Annotated in this window: 38 protein-coding genes, 1 tRNA gene and 1 pseudogene; 9 read left to right on the top strand and 31 right to left on the bottom strand. The window is 52.1% G+C overall.

Annotated elements, in window-relative coordinates:
- Nucleotides 1-95 precede the first annotated feature (95 nt).
- Nucleotides 96-308: a helix-turn-helix domain-containing protein gene (locus C162_RS37700; RefSeq protein ID WP_084649056.1), complete on the top strand. Its 213-nt coding sequence runs from the start codon at nt 96-98 to the stop codon at nt 306-308.
- On the opposite strand, the gene C162_RS26625 is transcribed toward C162_RS37700, so the two are convergent.
- The 24 genes and pseudogenes from C162_RS26625 to C162_RS26525 all read right to left on the bottom strand — a co-directional run bounded on the left by C162_RS26625 (nt 298) and on the right by C162_RS26525 (nt 12,615).
- Nucleotides 298-1,305, bottom strand: coding sequence for an AAA family ATPase (locus C162_RS26625; protein ID WP_235218538.1), 1,008 nt, complete (start codon nt 1,303-1,305; stop codon nt 298-300). The genes C162_RS37700 and C162_RS26625 overlap by 11 nt on opposite strands.
- 593 nt (nt 1,306-1,898) lie before the next feature.
- A complete protein-coding gene (locus C162_RS26620; RefSeq protein WP_036699495.1) occupies nt 1,899-2,678 on the bottom strand; it encodes a DNA replication protein in 780 nt (259 codons plus the stop codon).
- 17 nt (nt 2,679-2,695) lie between these two features.
- A complete protein-coding gene (locus C162_RS26615; protein ID WP_051493954.1) occupies nt 2,696-3,121 on the bottom strand; it encodes a hypothetical protein in 426 nt (141 codons plus the stop codon).
- Nucleotides 3,093-3,323 carry a hypothetical protein gene (locus C162_RS26610; protein ID WP_036699493.1) on the bottom strand — a complete coding sequence of 77 codons (231 nt, stop codon included), beginning with the start codon at nt 3,321-3,323 and terminating at the stop codon, nt 3,093-3,095. Before C162_RS26610 ends, C162_RS26615 begins: the two co-directional genes overlap by 29 nt.
- Nucleotides 3,307-3,663 (bottom strand): hypothetical protein, encoded by a 357-nt coding sequence (locus C162_RS26605; RefSeq protein ID WP_036699491.1) that lies wholly within the window; start codon nt 3,661-3,663, stop codon nt 3,307-3,309. Before C162_RS26605 ends, C162_RS26610 begins: the two co-directional genes overlap by 17 nt.
- Nucleotides 3,656-4,000, bottom strand: a complete 345-nt coding sequence (locus tag C162_RS26600) for a hypothetical protein (RefSeq protein ID WP_036699489.1) — start codon at nt 3,998-4,000, stop codon at nt 3,656-3,658. The genes C162_RS26605 and C162_RS26600 overlap by 8 nt, the downstream gene beginning before the upstream one ends.
- A gap of 2 nt (nt 4,001-4,002) precedes the next feature.
- Nucleotides 4,003-4,170: a hypothetical protein gene (locus C162_RS36210; protein ID WP_156949718.1), complete on the bottom strand. Its 168-nt coding sequence runs from the start codon at nt 4,168-4,170 to the stop codon at nt 4,003-4,005.
- Nucleotides 4,171-4,250: 80 nt separating this feature from the next.
- Nucleotides 4,251-4,649 (bottom strand): hypothetical protein, encoded by a 399-nt coding sequence (locus C162_RS26595; protein WP_036699487.1) that lies wholly within the window; start codon nt 4,647-4,649, stop codon nt 4,251-4,253.
- The gene (locus C162_RS26590) at nt 4,646-5,002 is read right to left on the bottom strand and encodes a hypothetical protein (RefSeq protein ID WP_036699486.1); all 357 of its coding nucleotides are present in this window, start codon (nt 5,000-5,002) and stop codon (nt 4,646-4,648) included. The genes C162_RS26595 and C162_RS26590 overlap by 4 nt, the downstream gene beginning before the upstream one ends.
- Entirely contained in the window at nt 4,989-5,339 is a 351-nt protein-coding gene (locus tag C162_RS34695) for a hypothetical protein (protein WP_051493953.1), read from the bottom strand. Before C162_RS34695 ends, C162_RS26590 begins: the two co-directional genes overlap by 14 nt.
- Nucleotides 5,332-5,544, bottom strand: coding sequence for a hypothetical protein (locus tag C162_RS26580; RefSeq protein ID WP_036699484.1), 213 nt, complete (start codon nt 5,542-5,544; stop codon nt 5,332-5,334). Before C162_RS26580 ends, C162_RS34695 begins: the two co-directional genes overlap by 8 nt.
- On the bottom strand, nt 5,531-5,980 hold the full coding sequence (locus C162_RS26575) for a BC1872 family protein (protein WP_036699482.1): 450 nt from the start codon (nt 5,978-5,980) through the stop codon (nt 5,531-5,533). Before C162_RS26575 ends, C162_RS26580 begins: the two co-directional genes overlap by 14 nt.
- On the bottom strand, nt 5,980-6,888 hold the full coding sequence (locus C162_RS26570; protein ID WP_036699480.1) for a hypothetical protein: 909 nt from the start codon (nt 6,886-6,888) through the stop codon (nt 5,980-5,982). The genes C162_RS26575 and C162_RS26570 overlap by 1 nt, the downstream gene beginning before the upstream one ends.
- Before the next feature lie 161 nt (nt 6,889-7,049).
- Nucleotides 7,050-7,205 carry a hypothetical protein gene (locus C162_RS36205; RefSeq protein ID WP_156949717.1) on the bottom strand — a complete coding sequence of 52 codons (156 nt, stop codon included), beginning with the start codon at nt 7,203-7,205 and terminating at the stop codon, nt 7,050-7,052.
- A complete protein-coding gene (locus tag C162_RS26565; protein WP_036699478.1) occupies nt 7,205-7,570 on the bottom strand; it encodes a hypothetical protein in 366 nt (121 codons plus the stop codon). Before C162_RS26565 ends, C162_RS36205 begins: the two co-directional genes overlap by 1 nt.
- On the bottom strand, nt 7,570-7,953 hold the full coding sequence (locus C162_RS26560) for a hypothetical protein (RefSeq protein WP_036699477.1): 384 nt from the start codon (nt 7,951-7,953) through the stop codon (nt 7,570-7,572). The genes C162_RS26565 and C162_RS26560 overlap by 1 nt, the downstream gene beginning before the upstream one ends.
- Nucleotides 7,950-8,339, bottom strand: a complete 390-nt coding sequence (locus C162_RS26555) for a hypothetical protein (RefSeq protein ID WP_036699476.1) — start codon at nt 8,337-8,339, stop codon at nt 7,950-7,952. Before C162_RS26555 ends, C162_RS26560 begins: the two co-directional genes overlap by 4 nt.
- The gene (locus C162_RS26550) at nt 8,339-8,638 is read right to left on the bottom strand and encodes a hypothetical protein (protein WP_036699474.1); all 300 of its coding nucleotides are present in this window, start codon (nt 8,636-8,638) and stop codon (nt 8,339-8,341) included. The genes C162_RS26555 and C162_RS26550 overlap by 1 nt, the downstream gene beginning before the upstream one ends.
- A gap of 52 nt (nt 8,639-8,690) precedes the next feature.
- Nucleotides 8,691-9,032, bottom strand: coding sequence for a hypothetical protein (locus tag C162_RS37095; protein ID WP_235218537.1), 342 nt, complete (start codon nt 9,030-9,032; stop codon nt 8,691-8,693).
- A 60-nt stretch (nt 9,033-9,092) separates the two neighbouring features.
- Nucleotides 9,093-9,326 (bottom strand): annotated as a pseudogene (locus tag C162_RS37695) (sigma factor); the annotation flags it as partial.
- A 708-nt stretch (nt 9,327-10,034) separates the two neighbouring features.
- Complete coding sequence (locus tag C162_RS26540; protein WP_036699472.1) at nt 10,035-10,976, bottom strand: tyrosine-type recombinase/integrase; 942 nt, start codon at nt 10,974-10,976, stop codon at nt 10,035-10,037.
- Between the two features lie 139 nt (nt 10,977-11,115).
- Nucleotides 11,116-11,201 (bottom strand) — tRNA-Leu (locus C162_RS26535).
- Between the two features lie 181 nt (nt 11,202-11,382).
- The gene (locus C162_RS37090) at nt 11,383-11,853 is read right to left on the bottom strand and encodes a WGxxGxxG family protein (protein WP_051493951.1); all 471 of its coding nucleotides are present in this window, start codon (nt 11,851-11,853) and stop codon (nt 11,383-11,385) included.
- Nucleotides 11,854-11,928: 75 nt separating this feature from the next.
- Complete coding sequence (locus C162_RS26525) at nt 11,929-12,615, bottom strand: M15 family metallopeptidase (RefSeq protein ID WP_036699470.1); 687 nt, start codon at nt 12,613-12,615, stop codon at nt 11,929-11,931.
- Nucleotides 12,616-12,794: 179 nt separating this feature from the next.
- Between C162_RS26525 and C162_RS26520 the strand changes: the two genes are divergently transcribed.
- Nucleotides 12,795-12,983, top strand: a complete 189-nt coding sequence (locus tag C162_RS26520; RefSeq protein WP_063829062.1) for a hypothetical protein — start codon at nt 12,795-12,797, stop codon at nt 12,981-12,983.
- 117 nt (nt 12,984-13,100) lie between these two features.
- On the opposite strand, the gene C162_RS26515 is transcribed toward C162_RS26520, so the two are convergent.
- Both C162_RS26515 and C162_RS26510 read right to left on the bottom strand, forming a co-directional pair.
- Nucleotides 13,101-13,436, bottom strand: coding sequence for a YolD-like family protein (locus C162_RS26515; protein ID WP_036699468.1), 336 nt, complete (start codon nt 13,434-13,436; stop codon nt 13,101-13,103).
- Between the two features lie 170 nt (nt 13,437-13,606).
- Nucleotides 13,607-14,209, bottom strand: a complete 603-nt coding sequence (locus C162_RS26510) for a hypothetical protein (protein WP_036699467.1) — start codon at nt 14,207-14,209, stop codon at nt 13,607-13,609.
- A gap of 202 nt (nt 14,210-14,411) precedes the next feature.
- Here C162_RS26510 and C162_RS26505 point away from each other — a divergent pair, with 202 nt between their 5' ends.
- Nucleotides 14,412-14,903 (top strand): PH domain-containing protein, encoded by a 492-nt coding sequence (locus C162_RS26505; RefSeq protein WP_036699465.1) that lies wholly within the window; start codon nt 14,412-14,414, stop codon nt 14,901-14,903.
- 18 nt (nt 14,904-14,921) lie between these two features.
- Here the strand turns inward: C162_RS26505 and C162_RS26500 are convergent, their stop codons facing one another.
- Nucleotides 14,922-16,397 carry a glycosyl hydrolase gene (locus C162_RS26500; RefSeq protein ID WP_051493950.1) on the bottom strand — a complete coding sequence of 492 codons (1,476 nt, stop codon included), beginning with the start codon at nt 16,395-16,397 and terminating at the stop codon, nt 14,922-14,924.
- A 162-nt stretch (nt 16,398-16,559) separates the two neighbouring features.
- Between C162_RS26500 and C162_RS26495 the strand changes: the two genes are divergently transcribed.
- Both C162_RS26495 and C162_RS26490 read left to right on the top strand, forming a co-directional pair.
- Nucleotides 16,560-17,000 carry a NucA/NucB deoxyribonuclease domain-containing protein gene (locus tag C162_RS26495; RefSeq protein WP_036699463.1) on the top strand — a complete coding sequence of 147 codons (441 nt, stop codon included), beginning with the start codon at nt 16,560-16,562 and terminating at the stop codon, nt 16,998-17,000.
- 86 nt (nt 17,001-17,086) lie between these two features.
- Complete coding sequence (locus tag C162_RS26490) at nt 17,087-17,275, top strand: hypothetical protein (RefSeq protein WP_036699462.1); 189 nt, start codon at nt 17,087-17,089, stop codon at nt 17,273-17,275.
- 47 nt (nt 17,276-17,322) lie between these two features.
- Here C162_RS26490 and C162_RS36200 read toward each other — a convergent pair whose 3' ends face one another.
- The gene (locus tag C162_RS36200) at nt 17,323-17,478 is read right to left on the bottom strand and encodes a hypothetical protein (protein ID WP_155991357.1); all 156 of its coding nucleotides are present in this window, start codon (nt 17,476-17,478) and stop codon (nt 17,323-17,325) included.
- Nucleotides 17,479-17,647: 169 nt separating this feature from the next.
- On the opposite strand from C162_RS36200, the gene C162_RS35625 reads away from it, so the two are divergent.
- The 3 genes from C162_RS35625 (at nt 17,648) to C162_RS36195 (ending at nt 18,745) form a co-directional block, all read left to right on the top strand.
- On the top strand, nt 17,648-17,824 hold the full coding sequence (locus tag C162_RS35625; protein WP_076076056.1) for a YjfB family protein: 177 nt from the start codon (nt 17,648-17,650) through the stop codon (nt 17,822-17,824).
- Nucleotides 17,825-17,968: 144 nt separating this feature from the next.
- Nucleotides 17,969-18,511 (top strand): ImmA/IrrE family metallo-endopeptidase, encoded by a 543-nt coding sequence (locus C162_RS26485; protein ID WP_036699461.1) that lies wholly within the window; start codon nt 17,969-17,971, stop codon nt 18,509-18,511.
- Nucleotides 18,512-18,580: 69 nt separating this feature from the next.
- Nucleotides 18,581-18,745, top strand: a complete 165-nt coding sequence (locus C162_RS36195; RefSeq protein WP_156949716.1) for a hypothetical protein — start codon at nt 18,581-18,583, stop codon at nt 18,743-18,745.
- A 10-nt stretch (nt 18,746-18,755) separates the two neighbouring features.
- Here C162_RS36195 and C162_RS26480 read toward each other — a convergent pair whose 3' ends face one another.
- Nucleotides 18,756-19,559 carry an undecaprenyl-diphosphate phosphatase gene (locus C162_RS26480; RefSeq protein WP_036699460.1) on the bottom strand — a complete coding sequence of 268 codons (804 nt, stop codon included), beginning with the start codon at nt 19,557-19,559 and terminating at the stop codon, nt 18,756-18,758.
- A 135-nt stretch (nt 19,560-19,694) separates the two neighbouring features.
- On the bottom strand, nt 19,695-19,991 hold the full coding sequence (locus C162_RS26475) for a hypothetical protein (protein ID WP_036699459.1): 297 nt from the start codon (nt 19,989-19,991) through the stop codon (nt 19,695-19,697).
- Between the two features lie 97 nt (nt 19,992-20,088).
- Between C162_RS26475 and C162_RS26470 the strand changes: the two genes are divergently transcribed.
- Nucleotides 20,089-20,292 (top strand): DUF6199 family natural product biosynthesis protein, encoded by a 204-nt coding sequence (locus tag C162_RS26470; protein WP_036699458.1) that lies wholly within the window; start codon nt 20,089-20,091, stop codon nt 20,290-20,292.
- Between the two features lie 428 nt (nt 20,293-20,720).
- Here C162_RS26470 and C162_RS26465 read toward each other — a convergent pair whose 3' ends face one another.
- A complete protein-coding gene (locus C162_RS26465) occupies nt 20,721-21,374 on the bottom strand; it encodes an ATP-binding cassette domain-containing protein (protein ID WP_036699457.1) in 654 nt (217 codons plus the stop codon).
- Between the last annotated feature and the right edge of the window lie 142 nt (nt 21,375-21,516).

Below are 21,516 nucleotides of genomic sequence, written 5' to 3'. Positions count from 1 at the left end.
TAGTCAATCTTTTTTCTTAACATGTTATGCAAAAGGATTATTTATTAAAGAATGTGGTATAATGTTGGCATCCCCCACAGGAAAGGCGTTGCACTATGTTATTACCAAGCTACCGGCCTCTACGCGTAAGAATGGCAGAGCGTAATCTATCAAGGAAAGACCTGGAGGCCGCAGTCGGAATTAACCGTAATACAGTCAGCCGCTTGTATAACGACAGGTCCGTTTCGATCGATACGCTCGCCGTCATCTGCGAATATTTAGACTGCCGCGTCGAGGACGTAGTTGAGTTCGTACGAGCTACGGATTAAACCCCGTAAACATTGCGGCCTGCGCTGCCGTATCAACCTCGCGCAATACTCCGTAGTCTAAGAGCGCGGTCAGCTCTACGGTAAATCCTTCGCCACCATTACGGCCCTTTTCGATGCCGAGGCGTCCGATTCCGTTCGATGCGTCAAACGAGAATAGATTCGTTGCGATTTCGAGGACGGCCTTCGTCGTCTTCACCTTGTCGCGCTTCGGCAGGCGGATTTCACGCTGCGCCTCATCCTCCGTATCCTGCTTCTCACTATGCGCCTGAATCGTATATATGCCGACGACGTCATGCTCGCCGATGATGCGCTCGAAGTTACGCGCTGCCTGTTCCGCTGCTCCCCCGGCGGTCTTATTTGCGTTCTTCCCGTATACGTCTTCGAGCCCGTAAAACGGATCAACGACAACGACGTCAATGTCCGGACGCATAAGGAGCTCACGTTCAAGCGCGTCGAGTGTCCGCGTAAGACTCTTGTCCCCTTTCGCTTGTAAGATCAGCTCGCCCGGATAATGCTCGTTAATCTTCGCGAGCGTATCAAATAAATACGCTTCGATATCGTCTTCCGCCGTTCCCGCGAGTAGCTGCTTATTCGGTAGCCCTACGTCCTTAACTCCGAGCCCCTCCGCCTGCAGCACGCCGTCATCCGCCGTCATAATCGATAGTAACCGCGATAGCCACGGATACCATTTTACCTCGTACGACTTTACGAGTATGCGCGCGCCCTGACGTAGTAAGCATTCGATAAGCACTTCGGATAGATACGTCTTGCCGCGCCCGGACTCCGCCATGATCCCGTATATATCACCGGAGAACAGGCCGCCGATCTCGTCGTTAAGGCGCTGGAATGGCGTCTTCCATAACGTGAACGACTTTCCGGCCTTCCGCTTCATATATTCCTCGCGGTATTTAGCGGACAGATCGTCGAGGCCGGAGCCCAGCTGTTCGGGAACACTTGTTCGTGTTTCCAGTTTAATCCGTTCTAGCTGGCGAGTCAAGCCTGTAATGAACTCGTCCGCCGTCTTCCCGTCGAAATCGTCCTGTAGTCGCGGATCGCTTAGTACTTCCGCCGCCGCTCGTTTGCCCGCCGCGTCTTTAATTTCACGCGCCAAGTATTCGTAGCTATCCGTTACGCCAGGAATGTATGCGCAAACATCGTCGGGAAACTCCGCTACGAACGTTGACAATGACGGCGCGGCTCCGCTGTTTTCTGCTGCGTACTTCACTACGAAATCGTGGGCGCGGCGCTCCCCGTCCGTTGCGTAGTCTGTACGCTTGACTCCGAGCCGCGTAATCGCTTGGACGTCGCCTGTATCGACGATCTTTGACAATAGTTGTTGTCCATGCGCTGCCACCGCTACACCTCCTAGTTTACACTCGCTTTACACTTTGTCCAAACGCCAAATTAGGCGATTTTTTCGTGAGCAATTGGGATGATTTACAAGTATTTGGTCGGCATTAGGGAAAAGGTTAATTGTGTTAACTCTTTCTCACTCCGTTATCATGGCGCATTTTGTCGAACAGGCGCGATAGCCGTACTCACTCCGTTGGCTCCTTGCGCTACCTCACCGTAGCTCTTTATTTCGCCCGTTTACGCTGACTTCCGTATCCCGCGCTTACTCTCGCCTACGAACGCCACGTCAACGCACATGTCACGTATGCGGTCCGCGAGCCGCCGATCGAATATCGCGGAGAGGTCCGCGAGCGCTACGTTTGACGTATAAACCGTCGGCAGGCCATTCGTCACGCGGTGGTTTACGACACCGTGTAAGTCCGCTCTGAATGCGTCACTCGCCGACCGTACGCCGATATCGTCGAGCACTACGAACGGGGCCGCTTTCGCCCGCTGCTCCATCGCGTAATATTCGCGTGCGATCGGCTCGGCGGTCTCTTGCGGCACGTGGCTACGGTTGAAGCCGAGGAACAGCGTTTGCCAGGCGTTCACATCGACGAATAGGGCCGGCCGTTCATGCGGAGTTAAGCCACGCTGAATACTTCCGATATAATGGCGGATGATCCATTCGTTAACCAGCGCGGCGGCTGACGTAGTTTTACCGGTGCCGGGTTCGTCGCTGTACAGGTATAGCGATTTAATACGCTCAGCCTCCGGATCAAATTGGCGTGAGAATGTATCGGCGTACAGCGCGAGTTTCCGATAAGCCGACGCCTGGTTATCGCGGGCCGGCGAATTAGCTAACGTAAGCCGCGCGTAGTCGTCCGGTAGGCCCGCCGCTGCTACGCGTCCGCCGCGCCCATTATGGCCCATAACGCCAACCCAAGCGCCGCACATCGCGTTACAGGACGGTCCGCCGGCGTTCTTACAATGCGCAGCGAGTACGCATTTACTTTCGTTGGTTCCTGCGCTAGTCAATTGCGCACCTCCCTCCGTTATAAAAACTCCGCTATCTCTTCGTCCGTCAACCCGCCCGCTGCCGCTTGCTCAACGCGTTCCTTCCGTTTCCCTTCCGCCAGCACCTGCGCCATGATACGCGGCAGCATGTACGTTATCAAAAACCCCGCCGTCAATTGCGGATACTGCGCTGTTACGCGATGTTCCGTGAAAGCGCGCTCGATTGTTTCACGCAGGGCCTCCGCACCATACAACGTGAGCGCACGTTTGATTACGCCTTGTTCGAAGCGCCAGCCCCCAGCGGCCGGTATATACGGATCAGCTCCGTAGCGCTCACGGTTAAGGTCGATTATCTGCGTCATGACGGTTAGCGTGTTCCAATCGGCGGGCGGTAGGTTACGCCAGTCCTTGCGCTGGTCGCCAGAGATGCGCGGTTTACTCTCCGCTTTCTTGCGTGGAGCCATCGTTAGCCGCCTCCTCTACGCTTACATTAACGGTGATACTCGCGCCTTCCTCCATATTGTCAGCGAACCACCTCGCTATCTCAGCGCGCATTTCTTCCGTATGGGCAGCGCGGCGTTCTGGCGTGTAGCCTCCGTATATGGCGTTTTCCTCTGCGTCAAAAACGTTAGTCGCAGACACTTCGATCTTAAGCGTGCGCTTCATAATCAAGCGCCTCCTTCGCAATCCGCGCCATCTGAGAGCGCGGCATCATTCCGTGTTTGCGGTCGTCCATACGTTTGAGTGCGGAGCGTAATCGTTCGTTCTCCGCTAAGTACGATTCCCTCACCGCTTTATGCTGCGCCAGCTCAACACGCAAATGTGCGCAGGAATCGCAATGATCGATCGGCTTCATCGTGGCTTGCATATCCGCAATGACTTCGTAGAGCCGCTCGTTCTCCTCCGTAAGTTTAACGCTCGACACGCGCTCTCTTTCGTACATACGTAGATACAGTGAAGCGCTATCCTGCATGTCACGCAACGCGGTTGCCATAAAATTACTCATCCGCAGGCACCTCCGTCAGTAATTTACGCAGCATCTCGACTATGATTCCGCCTGAGTACGTCATGGCAACCGCGATGCCTGCGCGGAGTTGAGCGAGTTCCTTACGCGTGGATTCGAGTTCCTCGCGAGTATAATACGAATCGTCTTCCGCGCGCTCCGCCTGCTTAATATAATACGCGTTACTTTCGCACAACTCGCGGATTCTCCGCTCAGCCGCAATCGCCCGCGCAATAGCGTGAGGCCACGCTTTAGTTGCTTCGTGTACATATACGCCTATGACGCTGTCCTTACTGCAAAACGCCAGGTCCGCCTTTAAATCCCGTTTAATCTCCGCCATAATTACGCCGCCCCTAACGTTATAATATTTCCGATCACGATTACGACCAGCGACGCAATTATCGCCACATCCGCGCTTAGCAATATCGATACGATTGCCGCGATAAGTCCTACGCCTATTAACGCTTTCCCCGCGAGATACCGTACAATTCGGTCGCCTAAGTCAAACATTCCGCATCCTCCTCGTTATTTTCTGCGGGCTTCTCCCCGCGATAATGCGCTATTATGTCCGCTACACTTTCGAATTTCACTTACGCTGCCTCCTTCTCCGTTTGTAAATACGCTTGATATGCGCGCTGGGCCGCTTGTGTCTGCGAGAACGGAGCTCCAACGCGTAAACACTCCGCTACAAACTCCGCATCGTCATCGCGGAACGGACTGCCCACCGTATACAGCCGCCAGTGAACGAGTTCATGCAGCAGATTTCCGGCGATATTATCCGGACCTAACCGCTCATTAACTGGCGCAGACATACGTATCTCCTGCAGCCCCGTTTCCGTATTCCACGCGAACGATGCGCCCCTACGCGTCCAGTTCCGCGCAGTCAGCCGGAGCGTTCCCGTATAATCCACGCCCCAATGACGCCGGGCCAGTTCGTTTGCTAGCGCTAAGAGACGTGCCTGTTCCGCGAGTAATTCCGCCTTTGTCATACGTCCACCTTCCCGTTCCAAGCGTTAAATTTAGCGGCAGCCTCCAGCTTTTGGCGTTCTCTGATCGACAGCTCTCGCCGTGTATGCGCATCAACGGCGATATCACGACGATACGAGTAAAAGGCCGCTTCGGTCAGACGCACGTAATCCGGACGGTCAGCGTCATACGGACCATAGCCGCGCATATTCTCGATGTTAACGCGGTATATCTTACGGAACCCGAACCGCTTGCGTGGTACGTAGATTTTAATGACCGCATGCGATGGCCGGTCGAACTCGTCCGTTACCTCTCTGATAGTAACGCGATACTCCGTTCCGTCCGGCGCGGTTACCGGAAATTTACGCAGCTCCATCGGTGACCACCTCCGTCGCACAATGAGCGTTACAATAAGCATGCTCACTAATGATTAGCGGATTATCCTCCGCACGTATCTCTTTTCCGCAAACGTATCCGCTGTCCGTACGTCCGTAACACGTAAACCACCAACCGTCTGCGAGTAAAACGGCCTTCGGTACGTAGCCCTGCTCCGCGTACTTATCATAAGCCGGCTGCCTCAGCGCACGTACCGCGATATATTCACCATCCCACTCGTACGCCTCGCTCTGCAGTATCGCCGCACTACGTTTATCCGCGAATACAAGCTGCTGATGCTCCGCGTTTTTATCCTCCACGTGATAGCACTTAAGCATTCGGGGACACCTCCGTTAATTTAACGTTAAAATACTTGCGGAAATGTGCGAAGTCATCTTCGGTTAGCGTGCGCTGCTTATCGCAAGTTGTGCATTGTATCACGAAGAAGGCGCGAAGACGCGGGTCCACGCTTCCCGGTTTCATAAACGTATCGTCCAGCCGCCAATCGTGTTCATGCGGAGGCTTGCGCTTAAACGGCCACATCAGCGCCCACTCCTCGCAGTTTATAGATTACCGCAGCTAATCCGATCGCCTCCGAAGCCGTCTCCGCAATTCCTTGCGCGACTATTTCGAACGGCTCCTCCCCGCAATCGAAGCACGGCTCTCCCGAAGTGTACCCGAACGAAGCTACGTATTTATTCGATGCGGCACGGTAGAGATAAAACTCACCAAGGATCGCGTTGAGCACGTTGGCCGCTGCGGAAATGTCCGTCGAGTATTTCGGAGTGAATGACGGAATGCCTTCCGGTCCCCATATCGCAGCGCACCAGCGCAACGGATCGTTTGCCGGCGGAAGTAACCATCGCGCGCCGTCTATGCGCTCATCCCATTCCCATCCGAACACAACCTCCGCAATCCAGGCGTCACGTTCTATGTCGCTAAGCCCCGTCCACTTTGCGATAATCTCATCGCGAGTCATTACGCTACACCTCCCCCCACGTCTACGATTCCTTCACCGCGACAATGGCGGCACACCTCGCGCTTACCGTCCTCCATCCGCGATAGGAACGAGCTGATGTACGCTTCGAGATTCGTCTGCAGCTCTGCATAATCTTTACCACGCACAGCGGACGTAGCGTCCCTGCCCGTAGGCTTCCGACTATACTCCGGACCGTACACTTCGATCACCGCAACGCTTTTCCACCGCACCGGGACCGTCTCGATTCGCGGTTTGCGTGACCGAGCTGTCGGGTAATAGGATCGCGTTGTTGTTTCGTGATACGGAATTGCGATACGCTCACTTACGGTCAAAGTCTGTATGTTCTTGTAGCTGTCCATAACGTACTTACCGTCACTATTGTCTACGCGCTCTTTTATGCGCTCCCATAGTAGGTCGAATACGTTCTTGCCCGAGATGAAACACGGATACTTGTGCTGCGTTTCCCTGTATCTCGCGATATTATTCGGAAACTCGATCGTTACATAGCTCGGTATCGTCACCGGTTCGCAATTTCGGTCGATAATCTCGAACTCTACCGCTTCCAAGTACGTCGTCGGCTCGCTGTGTACGGCGCGATAAAACTCCGCATTCTCTCCGCATAAATCCCCGTCGTCATCCCGTGTAAAAGCGTCAGCCGGCAGTTCATGCGGTAGCTGCGTAATCTCCTTATAGCGGTCGTACAGCGCATAGCCAACGCGATACCCCGGAGCCGTCCGCTTGACTTCGATAGACGTTACCGTTCCGTCAACGATCGCGTAGTTCTTGTCGCCCGGCGCAGGGACCGCAGCCTCTCCGTTAATAACGTAGCTCGACCCGAATCCGCTATATGACGAAAGCTTAGCGTAGGATACTCCGTCCTTTTCCATTACGATGATTTTATCCGCCATTCCTCATCCGCTCCCTTATCCGTATAATAACTCCGCGTAAATATGGCGAAGGTGTGTTTCCGGCTGTTTTTCGGCGGTAAATAGACGTTTATATCGCTACCCTTCCGCTGACACTCCGGCCATCTCATCGCCGCTATTTCCGCGTGATTTCAACGTAGAAACTACGCGTCACACTCTCCGCACAATGTCGTGACCCAATTATCCGGGTTTTGCGCGTTCTGCTCGATATCGCCGGACGGGTTGCCGTTAATGTCGTAGCGGCTAACCTCGTCTTCATACGCGAACACCTCTCCGCACTTATCGCATGTAAACTTCATTACGCCGCACCTCCTTTCGTAACGGTAACGTCCGGCCACGTATCGACCGCCGCGCTCATAGTCGTTGTTATGCGCAATGTTTCCGTCTGCAGAAGCGTTATGAATTCCGCGAGGCTGCCGGTATCTGCGCTGACCGCCGCATTAAACCGTACGTAATCGAGAGCCGCGCGAAGTCCCGACGTATTCACCGGATAATACGCAACGTCGTCCCACACTTCGCGTTTAGGCGGGAATGCGTTACCCTCGACCGCTTTGTATCCGGGAGCCTGCGTTGGGTCTACGATGCGGCGGCGTTTGACTACGAAGTTATTAGCGTTGGCGTCCGATTGGATTGCGTAATCTGGCGTGAGTTGTGCGTTAAACATTAGGCTGCGCCTCCTTCGTTAATTCCGGGAATTCCGATGCCTAGCGCATCGAGTACGTATTCCATTCCGGTAGCGTACGCGATGTCCGTCTGCCGTCCCTCCGCCAAGGTATCGCGGTACATTTCCCGAATATCAGCGTACGCCTTCTCGCGTCTCTCTTCCTCCGTTAGCTCGCGTTCGTATCCGTCAAGCAGAGCGCGCATTAACGTGTCGAACGGGATTTTACGCAGGTTAAGCGCTATAGGACCGACGTACGTCTCCGTAACGTAGGCGTGCGCAATCCCTTCGTTATCAAACGCTGGGTTACTAGCGCTATCCCTCCGTAGCGTTTCGATTGTGTCCGCCACCTCGTGCGGAATTGTTACCGGTTTAACTTCGCTCATTGCGCGCCCACCTCTCCGTTGTTAATTCCGCTGATCTCGATGCCCAGCGTGTTGACTGCGTAAAGGATTCCGTCAGCGTACGCTTCCTGCTCGGCGGTTGTTCGATACCGTAAAGGTCCGTGTACGAGCTCTTGGTAAATTTCCGTATGCGCTAGTTCGCGTTTCTCCTCCTCCGTCATCTCGCGGTCGTATCCGACGATTAGCGCCACCATCAGCGTATCAAACGTAACCTGCCGCAGCTCGGACGTAGCCATCGGAACTCCGCCTCCCGTGCGCATCCACAATTCCGCGATAAACTCGTTACTCTTACCGAGGCTGCCGCGCAGCTCCTCGATCCTGTCCGCTACAATACGCGGGAGCAGCGCCTTCTTAATTTCCGTTGTCATTACGCGTTCACCTCCGTTATTTTTACGCCTAGTATCTCAAGCACGTACTCAACCGCGTCACAGTATCCGGTTGCGTACCCGTTATTATCCGCGATTCGGAGAGCGTCACGGTACGCCTCGCGAATACTTTCGTGAGTCTCTTCCCCGTGCGGAGTACTGTCAACCGCTTCGTAAGTCTGCATGAAGTCCTCGGGGTCACACCGCCAGCGCCCGCCGATTTCATAACATGCGTAGCCGTCTTCGAGGCCGGGCGTATACTGGATAGCGTCGACAATTACGGGTTTCTTGCGGAATTTCATATTATCGCCTCCTATACGTGATTAATCGTAGTGACCGTAGCGTCCCGCACCATCACGCGCAACTTTCTTCGTACGCACGCCACTTTTTCCGGATTAGCGACACGCTACTATGCAGAGCCTGCTTGCTTACGGACATTTCCCGCGCGATATCCGCCATCTTCTGGCCGCCAAGCAATGCGCCTACAATCCGCTGCTGGCTCGGCTTGAGCCCCGCGATAAACTCGGCGGCATATAGCGTAGTCTCATCGTCCATACGGCCGCCATCCGTCCAGTCCGCTAACTCCGCGCTGCCCCGCGATCGGACCGCCTGTAGCGCCTTACTTGCGGCTTTAACGGTGACTCCATAGTGTAGCGCAATGGCTTCCGGCTGCGCTGCGTCCAGGCCATCGCTCATAATAGCGCGAGCCAGCGGATATACGCGGTTGGGGATGCGTCCGGCTCCGGAGTTCTTACGGAAGTACACGGCGATCTGTGCGCGGATACAAAACGTTGCATACGTCGAAAATGCGATACTGGCGTCAGAATATCGGTCGTACGCGGTGATGAGTCCGATCATACCTCCGCTGGCTGCATCGTCCCGTACGCGGCGGTCGTAGCGATTAGTGACGGCGTAGACGAGCGGTAAGTTTGCGGAGATAAAGTCCGCGCGGGAAAGCGGTCCTAATAACGGGTTATCTGCGTGAGTCATAACGTTGATACCTCCGATGGTTTAGATATTGATAGTTTACGTTAGAATACGGCGGGAAACGGGGCCGCGTAGGTCAGGAGCGTAGTGGCAGCAGCCTTGACTTTCGCGTAAATGGTAGTATTCTTTAAGATCTTATAAAGACATTAAGATCTTAAGAGCTCTTAACTCAGTTATTCACTACGTTCATAACTTCGTTACGGACCGGATAAGAGCATTCCGTCCCGAATTATCAAGAATAGCGCGGATATAAGCCATATTACACATATAGAATAGCGCTGATCTTAAAACATAAAAGATAAAACCGGGTCCGCCGCGCCCCATTTTCGCCGCCTTCCGCATCCCCACCGTACCCGCCGCCCCGCCTCCGTCATTTCCCCGTGTAATCACCGTTGAATTAGCCGTTCTGATAGCGTGAGGGTAGATTTATCCCTCCCGGATATTCCAGGCGCTAATTTCACGGTGATTTAACGGTGATCCGTAAGGAGGCGTATAGTGAGCGTTAGGGATGCGAAGCGTGTCCGCGAATGCGAAATGCTGGCGCAAGGGAAATCGTTAAACTGGTTGGAATAATGAAAGTTTAGCGCTATTGACTACGCTGCTTCTCCGCCAGCTTATACGGGATTAATCGTAGTCAGCGGAGGCTCCCGCACCTATGACGCAAAAAAAACGCCAGCCCTAACGGATTATCTCCGCTAAGACTGGCGCTATTTATTTACGCTTCTTTATATTCGTATTCCGTTTCGTCGTTGCTGTCAGCTTATTCAGCGGACTCGCCTTTGCATGCTCCACCTTTAAATCTTCGTTAGCCAGCGCGACGTACCTGCGCGTCATTTCCATACCGCCATGGCCTAGCGTCTTCTGCAGCGAAAATGCGTTAGCACCGTTCCGGATGTATTCAAGGCTGAACGCATGCCTGAGGTCATACGGCCGTATATGAAATCCGAGTTGTGCGCTGTATAGTTCAAGCCGATCGCCCCACGTATGGCGGTTCATTTGTCGACCCTCGTACGTACAGAATATCGGCGTATCCGAACCCCACTCGTCCGGCCTCGCTAGAAACAGCTTACGGATAGCGCGGACGGTTAAATCCGATAGGGGAAGCGTACGGCTTTTGCGTGCCTTCGCAATCTTCGCGGGTATGTATATCTCGGCCGCCTTTTCTCTAAAATCAACGGGCAATAAGCGGAAAGCTTCTGACGGTCTGATGCCGCAATCTAGCGTTATGAGGATGAGACAATAATCACGCAGTCCTGTGTACTTGTCTTGATCCGGTAGCTTCAAAAGCTCGCGTAATATCTTTTCGTCAATGTTTACAACGCGTGGCTCAGCCTTCCGTTTCTTAATGTTTGCAATCGGATTAGCGCCAATAATTCCGCGCTCAACACACCAGCCGAAGAAGGTCCGCAGATACACTAAACGGTTGTTGTACGTTGATGGTGCGATCTCTTCCGCCAAGTACTCGAACGACGCCTCCGCTAACCTATCGGATGTGTCCCACGCGCCAGGATAGCGCCGCATAAACCGACTTACATGCTGCGTGTAGTCTAGCTGCGTCTGCTCCGATAAGCCTTCTGCGCGCTTATATTCGAGGAAACGTCCTAACGCTGATTCCCACGAATGATCCGCTCTAACCGCCTTAATTCTCGCCAAAACAAAAACGCCTCCCATTCGTAATGAACGGAAGGCGTTCGAGTCCTGTGCGTCAGCTAAACGCGTTCGCGCAAGTACACAGGATTAGCGTGTACCTGACGTTCATTTAGCGTTGATGCAACCGTGATTTACTGCGCGATGCCGAGGACGGGGGTCGAACCCGTACGGTGGTCACCCACCGCAGGATTTTAAGTCCTGTGCGTCTGCCTGTTCCGCCACCCCGGCATGTTGTGTGCGCGTTCTTACGCGACAAGAAATATAATATCACGTATCTGGAGGATACGCAATTGCTTTTTGTAAGTATTTCTGCATAAGCAGCAAATAGCCCGCTCAGCCGAGACTGACACGGGCTTTACTGCTTGGCGCTGCTGTTCCTTACTCGCAGAACTGCGGTGCCCTGCTCCGGCTAGTGGCGGTCGCGCTCGCCGGTTCTGCTGCGCATGCCTGCAAGGCCGAGGAGGCCGACCAGACCGAGCCAGCCCCAGTTGGAGCGGTTGCCGTTGTTGGTGGCTGTGGTGGTGGTGCTCTGTGCCCGGTAGCGGCCCGTTGTGTTATTGTTGGACAGCGGGGAGACGGAGCTGTTGTCGCCGGTACGGATTTTGTCCTTCATGATGGATTCGGTCTTATGCATAGAATCTCTGGTCTCGTTCATCAGAGTATTTCCCCGATTATCCATCGTCCGGTCGTCCATATCGCGCATGTTCATGTTGCCCATCCGGCTATCAGTGGTTGTGCTGTTCATGCCCGGAGCGCTGGTGCTCATAACGCCCGGAGTCGTAGTCATCATACCGCCGGGTGCTGCGGAGATGTCACCTGCTCCGAGCAGACTCATGGACAGGACCGTACCGCAGGCAAGACTTGTGATCAGCTTGTTCAAAATGTTGTGCCCCCTTCATGGATGTGGTTAATCGCTGATAATTTCCCCATCCGGCACAGCATCTATGCAGAGAAGTTATTCCTTCACAATGTTCACGGTCTTGCTGGACGCATTATACGTGACTTTGGCTCCAAGCGCTTCGGCAATCGCACGTACAGGCGCATAGGTTACGGCATCGTCCATGACGCCGGTCGTCAGCTTCTTACCATTGAGCATAATAATTACCGGGATATCCTTGTTCACCTCTGGCTCACCTCCGGTTATGCAGCTTAGTGCGGCTGCACTCTGCTGGGCGGTCGGCCGTCTGCCTGCCTTCAGGTCCTGAATGCTAAGGCCGAAGCTCATCTGCAGATGAGCATAATCCTTGAAGGAGGTCCAGTCCCCGCCCCATTCGAACCCCAGCTGCTTCCCCTCCTGCGCCACCTCTTGCCAGTCTGCCACCTTGTCGCCATCCCCGTCACGATTCATATCCCAGGATACATTCCTGCCATCCGGCAGCAGCAGCGCGAAGTCTATTGCCAGTCCGTAATTATGGTAGCTGTCGCCTCCCCGGGCATTGGTTACAATGTCGCCCTTCTTAGTTCTCCCTTGAGCATATAGCTCATTCTGCTGCGCTATCGTGCGCATGCCCTGCGTAATGAGGATTGGCACCCCCCGGTTATAACTGCGTCTAATCAGCTCGTTCGCCCCGGCCAGTACAGCCGGATGCAGCTTCGCCAGCCTTGCGGCCGACTTCTGCTTGACCTGCTCCAAAGTAAGCATCTACTCACCCCCTGGTATAGTAAATGCCCGCTTTGACCGGGTTGCTTGCACCAATGACCGTTTTTTTCGCAAAAAGAAGCTATGCATCGCCCGATCACCCCGGATGAACAGTGCACCTATAGGCCAGAATAAGAATGCAGACCTGTCGTCAGGTCATTCTAACGGAAAGGGGGATGAACATGGATATTCACAGCGACAGCTACAGAATAGCCCCGTTTAGCGGCCAGGAGGATGTGGTGGAGGTGATCCGCCAGGCGGAATCGGAGATTGCCCGGATGACCGGGAACCCGGAAGTCACGCTAATTGCCTATGAGAAGACGGACGGACACCGCAGCAAGCAAGTGGAGACGGCTTTGCCGTCCTTTTAAAGGACGGTACCGTTTCAGCGAGAAATAGAAGGATACTTTATCGTGTGCAACATATAAAGTCTTATATTTTAAAAGGAAGGTCATGCCCGTGCTGATCCCAGGCAGAGAGGTTACCTTTCAGACAATATATGCCTCCACAATGTCATCTACAAGCAGCCACTTCCATTCCTCCGCCCACTGCAGCTTGAATTCCCGCGAGTGGGTGTGGATGGAGGTCACGAATCCGCTTAGCTTCACCTGTTCCAGAGGACCATACAGCACCAGCGTTACCCGTACATGACTCCGTAGCGATAAGGCCAGCGTATGCTCTATCTCCTCCAGCTTCTGCTCATCCAGCACCGGCCTCAGGCTATGCCAGATCTCCCGTTCGTCTCTCCCTATTCGCCCGATCTGCTCCGGAAGCACCCTCCCGCTGTACTCCCGTTGACGGTTCCCTTCAAGCTTCTTGCCCATTCGCCGTTCCTCCTATTCTTCATGCAGAACATATGTTTGTATTATATCTGTGCTTCAGCAGGTTAGGCAAGCAGAAATTTAGGGAAGCAGGCACAGCAAAAAGACGCCCACAGTTATGCTGTACAGCGTCTTCCTCTGAACCCTTTTACAATAACAAGTCTTGTCTCTGCTTATTTCACTGACGAAGTCCCTGCGCTTCCGGTACCTGGTTCCTGCTTGGCATCTGTGCCTGCATCTGACACGGTTCCTGGTACGGATTGCTCCGGATCGATCAGTCCTGCAGCTTCTCTGGCTTCATTCAGCTTGGAGATGCCGTAGAGCATGGCTACGTCTGCCTGCTGATTCATCGCGTCGAATTCCTCTGCGGTCACATCGGGCGATACAGCGCTCTTGGAAGCCTTCTCCTTGATCTGATAGGCGCTCTGGAAAGCGATCACCGAATCTCTGAGCAGCTTCTCGATCGTATCCGGCAGGCCGCCCGCAATCTTGATATCGTTCACATGATCTGCAAGCTCGGAGGCGGTATCCTGGAAGCTGTCTACAGCCTTCTGAAATTCTTTGTCCGTCGCTTGTCCGGTGGAATAAGAGGTTAGCGTGGTGTTGAAGTTCGCTAGCGAGGATTTGTCCATTTCGTCGAATTTCGAAATTTCATTATAAAAGTTCTGTACTGTCTCCTGCACCACTTCCGGGGAAGCCGGTTCAGCACTGTTATTGCCGCAGGCACTGAGGATCATGACAGCCATTAGCAGTCCTGCAAGTAAAGCTTGTCTCATAGTTAATATCCCTCCACTTAACAGAATAATATCGATTTTTGTTAAGTGCAAATGAAATTAATGTAAAATTCGGCGTAATGAAACATACGTCAGCGGTTAAGCGTATTCATAGGGAGAAAAGGTGGCCAATAACCCAGTTGATGACTGGCAATTCCTGTTATACTATAATGAATTTATCCGTTCAAGGAGAGGAAGATCTATCATGGCTTATTGCACAGCATGTGGTGCGGAATACAAGCAAGGCGCCAAATTCTGCGGGGAATGCGGGGCAGGTACAGATGAGGCCGGTTCTCCGGCAGCAGCACGTCGTCCGGCGGCTGGCCACAGCTCCGGTCCTGAACAAGAATTATGGCAGGGCAAGCCTGCCGGCATCTCTGACCGTCTCAAGGGGCTGATCGGGCTGAATACCACCAAGTATACGATTACGTCCCAGCGGATTATGGTGAAGAGCGGGCTGATCGGCAAGGATGTCGAAGAAATCGAACTGCTGCGGGTCAATGATTTCTCCGTCACCCAGTCGGTTATGCAGCGTATGCTGGGCATCGGGACGCTGATCATTTTGTCGGATGATGCTTCATCACCACAGCTCCCCTTCTATAGAATCCGTAAGGTTCAATCTGTCAAGGATATCCTGCGCCAAGCCGTGCGTGACGAGAAAATCGCCAACAATATCAGCTACCGCGAGCATATCTGAGGCTTCGTTACACTTTATTCAGGGAAGATAGAGAGCTCCTGCCGGAATTACGCCTTTGGCCTGGCTGGGGCTCTCCCACATCAGTACCGCCCGCGCATCCCCCTGGTTCTCATAGTACTCCACCTTCAGCTCATGCAGCTTCCCCGCAATCAGACTCACTGTGCCTTGCCGCTCCTGCCCGCTCTGCTTGATCCAGCTGTCAATAACCAGCTTCCCGTCGATCCATATCCGGATTCCGTCATCTGAATACGAATAGATCGTGTAGGTCTCACTGTAGGCAGCGCTTATTCGGCCGCTCCAGCGTACCGAGAACAGATCTGCGTGAACAGCCGGATCAGGCGCCGCCTGCCTCCAGGCGAAGTTAATATTGGCATCTGTCCGGGTGAGGGCAGGCGTGCCGGTAAGCGTAATATTGTTGTAATACTGCCCATAGAGGCCCGGTTTGGGGAGTACCCCTCCTGAAGAAGCATACGCCGCCGCTTTGGCCGAATAGTCGTCTCTGGAGAATATGGCACTATTCCTCATAAAAGCCTGAATCACTGCATCCTTATTGCGCTCGTACAGCATCTTGCCCCAGGTCATCTGGTAGCTCCATTTGTTCTGCGGGCCTGCCAGCACAGCTGGCGGAGGAAGCTCCCCGTTCTCGCCGATGGCGATCAGCTTGCCGCGTCCCAGGTCCCAGAGCGTATCATGATGTTCCCCCTTGTAATCACCCTCGAAAATATCCGCCGCCAGCACATCCACTCTGCCGCTGCCCGGATAATACTTGGCCGGCTCCTCACTATTCTTGTTCTTGGCATTCGGACTCCACACCCACAGCAGATTGTGCAGCTGATGATAGACGGTATACCGCTCGAACATGATCTCCCAGAGGGTCACGAAGGAGGATTTCTGCCCCCACCAGAACCAGCCGCCGTTCATCTCGTGGTAAGGTCTCCAGAGGACGGGGACACCGGCGTCATTCAGTTTTTTCAGGAAAACAGCGACCTTATCCAGCTCGGCAATCATCGCCGTATACTCGGTTGTTCCCGGTGTGATGTACTTGCTGAAATTAGCTTCGCTGAGGCTCATGGAGACATTCGTCCAGGCTGGTGCCGTACCCGGCAGGTTGGCATGATAGGTCATCGCTACGATGCCCCCGGCCTTGTGCCAGCGGATCGCACTGTCCGTTACGCCCTGCCGCTGACTGCTGATGAGCTTCTCCGTCTGGTTGCTGATCGGCCCCATCTCATAGCCGTGCAGTCCGGCATAACTGCCTGCCGTATTCTTCAGCTTGTTGTTGATATCATCCGGGCTCTCCAGGTAATCATGCTGGCCGCTGATCATTCCCTGGCCCTGCAGCCAGTACAGCGTCTCCAGCAGCTTCCGTGCGGGCGCCCCCATCTCCGCGTCAGCGGGAGACATCTGTATTTTGCGAAAAGCCGCTTGCCACTGCACATCACCAATCAGCCGCGAGGCCGAATCCAGCAGGTCCCTGAGGTTGCGCTGTTCCACATTTTCCACCATCCTTTTCATTGTGTTTGTACATATTATGACGAATTATGGAACTTCAGCACGGCTGCTGCACAGAATTCGGGCTGTCCCAATCCGTTATTCTTACGCTATACTATTCAGGGCACAGGCATTATACCCATACCCACATCCAAAGGAGCAGATATGAAAGCCAAAAAATCCATCATCAGTCTCATTATTATCGCCCTGCTCAGTCTGTCCGCCTACCTGCTGGAGGAGAACGGGCAATGGCTGCCGCAGACCCCTTCCGGTCATTCTTCGGAGATCGTGAAGCTGAAGTTCCCGGCAGACCGCTACCCGGAGACCGCGAGGCACATCCAAAAGGCCATCCGCAAGGGAGAGTCAGCCATCTGTACCATCAACCGCAAGGATGCTGAGGAGAACCGCAAGGCGTCGCTGAAGGGAGTTCCCACCAAGAAAGGCTATGACCGGGACGAATGGCCGATGGCCATGTGTGCGGAAGGCGGAGCCGGGGCCCATATTGAGTACATAACCCCCAGTGATAACCGCGGAGCGGGAAGCTGGGTCGGCAATCAGCTGGAGGCGTTCGCAGACGGTACGCGTGTGGAGTTTATTTTCAAGTAAGCCGGCATGTGGGGGATGTTATTCAATTTCACTGCGATAAAGCGTAGAATGAAATGGGATAATATAACATAGATGGAGAGCCCGATGTGTTCTATATCTGTTATCGGGGCAAACGGCTGTACGGCCCTATGTCCGAAGCTGAAGCCTTACAGGAATGGTTCGCGCTTGCAGGAACAATCAAGGAGCTCTATATCATTGAAACTGATGCAGCTACAGGCAGAATCACACGCCAGATCGGGCCAACGGTCCGTGCTAATAAGAAAAAAAAGAAATAGCCCTATCCGGCACAGGCCGGACAGGGCTACACTGGCTATAGGCTGTTCTAGAACAAACAGGCTTTTGTGATGATAACCAGCAGAATGAACAGAACCAGAATTGCACCTGTCGAAGTCCAAGGGCTTACTACCGGAACGATTGGAGGTCCCTGATTCACTCCACCTACGTTATTTCCACAACCGCAACCATACTCTGCTCCCATGATTAATTCCTCCTCTTGAATATTGAATACAGCACAGAATATGTGGAATTCCGCTCCGTTGCATGGGCCAATTGGCAAAGAAATACCATTCACCTAACGGACAGGCGTCCAGTGGTCGATATAGAGTATGAAGCAATGGCTTCACAACATATGGAGGGAGGAATGCCGGATGGATATTGCTGCATTATCCGTAGTGATGAGCCAGTCATCCTTACAGCAGGCCGCAGGGCTGCAGGTGATGAGCCTTGCCAAGGAGCAGGCGCAGAGCAGCGCCCAGGATATGGTTCAGATGCTGAGTCAGGCCACGCACCCCACCTTGGGAAAAACACTTGATATTCGAGCGTAATTCCTTTATGCTTACATACATAGGAACACCCGTTCCATATTTCAGCCGGTGATGAGTTACGTGCTGAACTGCTGCTTAGCCCTTTCGGGCTTTTCTTTTGGCCAATAACACGAACATACGATCTTATATATGGGGTGATTGATTATGCAAGGCTATTATCAGATGACCGCATTGGAGAAATGGACAGAGGATCTATACCAGCGTATTGGTGTCCGCAAGCCGTCCGACATCTCCATCGATTACATAGCGAACCGGCTCAATATCTGGGTACACTATCTGGATGTCCGCAGCAAGGCAATTGAGGCTACGGCCGGAATGTACAGCATGTTCATCGACAACCGTCTCCCTCCCGAGCTGCAGCGGCTGGAATTCCTTCACGAGCTGTGTCATCTGCTGCGGCATGCCGGCAAGTCTACGCTTATGCCCGGAGTGTTCACGCAGGCACAGAGAGATGAATCCGACCGGTTCATCCTGTATGCCTCCATGCCTTATGTCATGATCTCCGCGAATACGCTGCCTGAACTCCGTGAGGATGCCGTTACCGAACTGGCTGTAGCGTTCCAGGTTCCCGTCCCTCTCGCGCTGCAGCGGATCGACCAGATCCAGAGACGTATTTTTCAGGGGCAATTAATGGCTGTTATGGAACGTAACGAAGACAGAAATATCATCCACAGACATATTCGCTAAGCGCTGCGGGGATAATACAGACTATAGATCAGAACAAGAGATTCTACTGTAAAGGGGATCAAGATCAACGTGGAAGCCCTAAAAGTCATTCAATTATTGCTGACTCATCCTGAATACAGCGTCGATGCTGTTCATCCTGAAATTCCGGATTTTGTGGGTATCGAGACGATTGAAGTGGACCACGTGACCCAGACCTTCTCCATCCTGCTCCAGGAGCCTAAGGAATACGACTGAGTGCAGGATTCTACAGTATAACAATTACATAGAACAGTCCTGCTAACACGAAGCGGTAGAGCGCAAACCACTCTAGACGAAGTCGCTTGATCAACTTGATGAACGTGACCACTGCAATCATGGCTACGAGGAAGGACGTCACGAACCCGATCAGCATGAGCACAAGATCATCCGAATTCAGCGCATCCCGGCTGTCATAGAGGTCCAGGAGGCTGGCTCCGAACATTACTGGTACTGAAATCAGGAAGGTGAAGTCCGCAGCGGCTTTCTGGCTGGTTCCCAGCAGCAGGCCCCCTGAGATCGTCGAGCCGGATCTTGAGAACCCGGGCCACAGCGCCAGACACTGGAACAGCCCGATGCCGAAGGCTTGGGTATAATTAAGCCCGTCTACCGTCTCTGACGTAACGGATCTCCTGCTGCGTGCAGCGAAGATCATCAATAGTCCACCGGCAATCAGACCAATGAGAACCGGCTTGGGGCCGAATAACTGGCTCTTGATCGTGTCTTTGAAGAGCAGATACACCACTAGTGCCGGAACCATAGCCAGGATCATGTGGATGGCATTCAGTCCCTTGCTCTTGGAGAAATCCAGCTTCAGCATATTCATCCCGATGTTCACATACTTTTTCCAATACAGCAGCAATACAGCCATTACCGCACCTAACTGGATTACGATTTTGAAGGTAACCGCACCCTCCCCCTCGAAGTCCAGCAGATCCCCTGCAAGGATAAGGTGCCCGGTAGACGAGACCGGCAAGAATTCAGTCAACCCCTCAATAATCCCTAATATAATTGCTTTGATAGCTTCAGTCACTGGTGAATAACCCCTCTCGGAAGTGAATCAATATATTTCCAGTATAAGAGGCAGAAACGGAATTCCCCATCGAATGAGCTAACAATATAGGGGGTGGTGTGACATAATTGTCATGTGGGACTGGACTCTCTTTAATTAGTGGTTTGGGGGACGTTCCTGTGATTTACGTGATACCCATGATAACCCCCACTCTATGATCAGGCCAAAGGCTAACCAGGAGACAAAATGAATGCCATACAGAATGTACTGGAAAGCTTGCTCATTCTCCATAGAAGAATTCAGGTTTGTTAATTCGGGGTTAAAGATTAGGAGCAAGGGACTGGTTAAGAACAGCAATAAGTTCTTGTCGTCTTCTCCTGACAGATTATAGAGACAGACCAGCGAAGACAACACAGGTAGCCAGAAACTTAGTTTTTTGAATATCGTCTTCATAAATGACCTCCTTCTTGTCAAAATCATACTTCCCGCATCCAGAAATATGCAACTTCATGCAATGGGCTTTCGTAAATGGATAAAGGAGCTGGTAAAAATGGTTGTTATTTTCGCTGTTATTTTCGTATTGATTGCAGTATTGAATATCTTCTTCCCGGCCATGGGCTGGCGTATGCGTTACGGCTGGATGGTCAAAGGCGACTCCGGCCCCAGTGAAGCCTACCTCATTATGAGCAGAATCACCAGCGTGATCGTTCTAATTATCTTTTTCTTGTTCTTTTTGCCTTCTATGTTTGGTTAGATGTGTATTCTTCCATAAGCATCCCTCCTTAGTTGGTATATATTGTATAATTATAAAATAATGTATTTGAAAGGTAAAATAATGAAAAATAATACCAAATGGTTTGTTTACATATGTTGGTTCGGGGCTCTTGCTATTAATATTCGGTTGTTAATACGATCATTTTCAAACAATGAGCCTGTATTCTCTAATGTAGTAGGTGTGGCTTTATTGGTAATTGCTATTATCAGCTTATATTTCAGTGAGAGAGCTAAAGAACAAAAGAATGGAAGTAACAAGTAATAAAAATTAAAACCCTTAAGAAGATCATGGACACAACTATTTAGAATTTGCGAACGTTATAAAATAACCCGCCGGGCTTAATGCCAGAAGGGTTTATTATTTGTACAGACTCAATTATGGTAAAACTTTTATATTATATTTGTTAACTATGTCTCATACCGAGGCAGCACCATTTCTAATTTCTTATTACGGATTTCATAAACATGATCACATAGCAGATTGATGTCTTCCTGATTATGACTTGTCAGAATGATGGTCTTCCCGTCTTGCTTGTATTTCAGCAGTAGCTCGCGAATTTTTTTTACACTATCGATATCTAGCGCATTGAAAGGTTCATCAAGAATCAGCACTTCCTGATTCTCCATAATTGCTTGGGCCAATGCGATTTTTTGCTTCATTCCTAATGAATAGCTCCTCATCTTTTGGCGGGCAGCAGGATCTAATCCAACAAGATGCATCGTATTGTGAATTTCCTGATCACTAATCTTATGCTGAATCTTTGCCCACTTCTTTAAATTCTCAAATCCTGTATGCCCCCCTAAATAACCTGGACGATCAATAATGATTCCAAAGTTACTAGGGAAATCGGTCCGCTTACTGCGATATTTGGGATGAATGCGTACTTCCCCTTGATCGGGCTTGATAAATCCACATATTAGCTTAAATAAAACGGATTTACCCGAGCCATTCGGACCTGTGATTCCGTATATTTTTCCTTGTTCAAAAATTGCATTGGCCTGATTCAGCAATAAGTTACCTTTAAAAGATTTATTAACATTTGCAACCTCTATCAGATTCATCTCATCGTCCCCTGTCCTTAGGAAATTTTCTATTTCAAGATGTTTACTCATCTGTATTAGGGCGTGTCTTAAAACTAGATATTGCTTCCAACGCATAACCGTAGCATAATTTTACAAGGACGCAATTACGAGGAGCTTGTAA

It is taken from the genome of Paenibacillus sp. FSL R7-269, assembly GCF_000517865.1.
Taxonomy (GTDB): domain Bacteria; phylum Bacillota; class Bacilli; order Paenibacillales; family Paenibacillaceae; genus Paenibacillus_AQ.
The sequence above is the reverse complement of the archived record's forward strand: the minus strand, read 5'-3'. Positions and strand labels throughout refer to the sequence as shown.